The 3,254-nt window shown below is 42.6% G+C and carries 4 protein-coding genes; 3 read left to right on the forward strand and 1 reads right to left on the reverse strand.

Translation table 11 applies throughout. The features are described 5' to 3' along the window. Positions 1–328: 328 nt before the first annotated feature. The 3 genes from Q0614_RS06470 to Q0614_RS06480 are packed head-to-tail and all read left to right on the forward strand — an operon-like array spanning position 329 to position 2,389. Positions 329–562, forward strand: coding sequence for a hypothetical protein (locus tag Q0614_RS06470; RefSeq protein WP_291936948.1), 234 nt, complete (start codon positions 329–331; stop codon positions 560–562). After that, positions 562–1,224: a response regulator transcription factor gene (locus Q0614_RS06475; protein ID WP_298787407.1), complete on the forward strand. Its 663-nt coding sequence runs from the start codon at positions 562–564 to the stop codon at positions 1,222–1,224. Before Q0614_RS06470 ends, Q0614_RS06475 begins: the two co-directional genes overlap by 1 nt. Continuing rightward, on the forward strand, positions 1,217–2,389 hold the full coding sequence (locus Q0614_RS06480) for a HAMP domain-containing sensor histidine kinase (RefSeq protein WP_298787409.1): 1,173 nt from the start codon (positions 1,217–1,219) through the stop codon (positions 2,387–2,389). The genes Q0614_RS06475 and Q0614_RS06480 overlap by 8 nt, the downstream gene beginning before the upstream one ends. A 4-nt stretch (positions 2,390–2,393) precedes the next feature. On the opposite strand, the gene Q0614_RS06485 is transcribed toward Q0614_RS06480, so the two are convergent. Continuing rightward, positions 2,394–3,254: permease (locus tag Q0614_RS06485; protein WP_298787411.1), on the reverse strand; the 861-nt coding region annotated here is incomplete at its 5' end.

Below are 3,254 nucleotides of genomic sequence, written 5' to 3' on the forward strand. Positions count from 1 at the left end.
GGTTACCCGATCGCCGGTGCGCTCTTACCGCACCTTTCCACCCTTACCGGCAAAGCCGGCGGTTTAAATTTCTATTTTGCCTCGATAAAATAAGCTCGGCAATGCGCTGTTGGCGTGCGCCCTCGCTAGCTTTGATTCGCGTTTAGAATTCGACTAGCCGTAGCGAGCGATTTAAATTTCAGAGATCGCGACCGACCGAGCGCATTTAAGCCGCTCCGCGTTTGAAATTACAGGCGTTTAAATTTAAATTTGAATTTTTTTCGGAATTTCACACATACTTCACTTTTACGGAAGTATAATTTCGCTAATTTTTTTTAAGGAGTACGTAATGAAAAAACTTACTTTGTTTGCGCTTAGTGCGCTATTTGCTGGCACTTTTGCCGTAGCTGCCGACATGGGCATGAAAGATGAGATGAAGGACGCCAATACATCAATGCATAATGGTGCGAAAGAGATGAAGGGCGACATGAAAGATATGCACAAGGATGCTATGAAAGAGGGTAAACATATGAAGGATGAGATGAAAGGCGAAATGAAAAAAGAGATGAAAAAAGAGATGTAGTGAGTAAAATTTTACTCGTAGAGGACGATGAGACGCTTTGCGATCTCATCGGCGAATATCTAAAAGACGCGGGCTTTGACGTATGCGTTTGCAGCGACGCTCAAAGCGCCGCGGATCTTGCTTATGAACAAAAATTTGATCTTTTTATCTTTGACGTAAAAATCCCCAAAGGCGACGGATTCTCACTTTTAAAAGAGCTACGCAAGAACGGCGATCACACTCCTGCGATATTTGCTACGTCGCTAAATACGCTCGATGACCTTGAGGTCGGTTTTAAAAGCGGCTGCGACGATTATCTCAAAAAACCGTATGAATTAAAAGAGCTGCTTCTACGCGTTAATTCGCTCATAAAGCGAAATTTCAGCCACAATTTCGATGATTTTGTAACTATTGACGATGAGTTTAAATTTTATTTTGCAAGCAAAGAGCTACGCAAAGCGGGCGTGCCCGTCGCGCTTTCAAACAAAGAGCGCGAGCTGCTGGCGCTTTTTTTGCAAAATAAAAACAGGCTTTTGAGCAAGGATGAAATTTTCTCCGCGATCTACGCTTTTGACGAAACTCCGAGCGAGGAAGCGCTGCGAACTTATATCAAAAATCTACGCCGCGTCCTAGGCGAAGAGCACATCATAAATCGCCGTAACGCAGGGTATCTGTATGTCTGAAAAGACCGCTTTAACGCTTAAAATTCTATCTTTATATCTCATTTCAAGCGCATTATTTTTAGGATATTTTTTCAAGATAAATTACAGGATGAACGAAGCCGCGCTACTTTCGCACAGGATAAAAGAGCTAAAAGAGATCAAAATGATGATCTATATGAAAGCAAGCATGGACGGGCTGGAATCGCTAGCGGACTTTGAGCGCGAAAAGGGCGTGAGTGCGTGTATATTTAAGCCAAACTTTGATGAAATTTACGGCTGCAGTGGTGAGCTTGGCGCACTTGATAAAGCGAAGCTAAAGGCGGAATTTATAAGTGGCGGAAGGCTAGGAATTTATGAGAATCTGCAAAATATGGAGGAGCGAAATGCCTTTTCCAAGGCTAAAATCATTCTGCTTGGAAGTAGCGTGCAGGGCGAAATTTTAACGCTTCGTATCAAAACAGTAGCGATGATGATAGCGCTTTTAGGCGTGATATTAGCCGTGGCGTTTTATCTGGTTCGGCTAGGCACCAAGCCGCTTTACGATAAGATTGACACGCTAAATCGCTTCATCAAGGATAGTACTCACGAGATCAATACTCCGCTTAGCATTATTTCTATGAGCGTTGAGACGATGCGGCACGCAGAGCTTGGAGAATACAACGCCAAGCGCGTCGCTAATATCGACCTTGCCGCTAAGACGCTTTCGCGCATCTACGAGGATCTCGTGTTTTTAACCTTCGGTATGAATAAGGAGGGCGAGATTAGCTCGATCGATCTAAAAAGCCTCGTCGCTTCGCGCTGCGAATACTTCGCGCCGTTTATTCAAAAGCGCAGACTAAGCCTTAAAACCGATCTTGCGGATGCGAGCATGAACGCAAACGTCTATGAAATTTCGCGCCTGATCGACAATCTGCTAAGCAACGCCGTAAAATACGCCGATGCAGGCGGCTACGTGGATGTGCGGCTAAGGCACGGCGAGCTAGCGATCTCAAATAGCGGCGAAGGGATCGATAGGAAAAAAGGCGACGAAATTTTCAGGCGCTTTGCGCGCTTTAACTCAAGCGAGGGCGGCTTTGGAATCGGGCTTAGCATCGTAAGCGAGGTCTGCAAAAAATACTCCTTTTCTATCTCCTACGACAGCGTGCCGGGCGAAGTAACGACCTTCCGCCTTACGTGGCGCGAATAAAATTTCAAAAAAATGATTTTAAAAACATTGCAAATGCTAATGCCACACATAAGATAAAAGCGATAAAAATTGCCATAAATTTTGGCCTAAAAAACCTATTAAGAAGTATGATTTCCGGTAGGCTAACCCCTGCCGCCGTTATTACAAACGCTCCAAATGCGGCCGCACTAGCACCCGACGCAAGAAGCGCTAAGCCAATTGGCACTAACGCTTCTACTCTAACATAGAGTAAAATTCCAAAAAATGCCGAAATAAGTATCGAGGTGATGTCGCTAGAACCAAGATAGTTTGAGATAAGCTTTTGCGGAACAAATCCGTGTATAGCGGCGCCGATAAACATCGCAAGCAGTATGTAATAAAATAGCTTTTTATACTCTTTTACTGAGTTTAAAAGTGCCATTTTGTAAATATTTTTATTATTTTTTATATCCTTGCAAGAACAAGCTCGCGTCTGATTAACGGGCGTAAAAACAAAGCTTTTAGTTGGATTGTTTGGGCTAAATTTTGGTTTTAAAAAATCATCTTTTAAAAATAGATTTTGATCTGCTTTTGATAACAAAAGACCAAAAGCAAGCGATGAGATGAAAATGACCGTAAAATAAATAATGCCAAATTTAAACCCAAAGCTCATAAAAAGAAGCGTTAAAATTACAGGATTAACAAGCGGAGAGCTTAACAAAAATACGCTACTAACGCCAAGTGATACGCCGCTTTTTAAAAACCCATTTAAAAGCGGTATAGTAGAGCACGAACAAAACGGCGTAATAGCGCCAACCAAAAAAGCCTTGATAAAGCTTGAAATTTTTGTGCTTATAAGGTGTTTTTTGAGTTTTTGACTAAATTTTTCAGATACGATAAACACCAA

This window comes from uncultured Campylobacter sp., from assembly GCF_937997595.1.
Classification (GTDB): domain Bacteria; phylum Campylobacterota; class Campylobacteria; order Campylobacterales; family Campylobacteraceae; genus Campylobacter_B.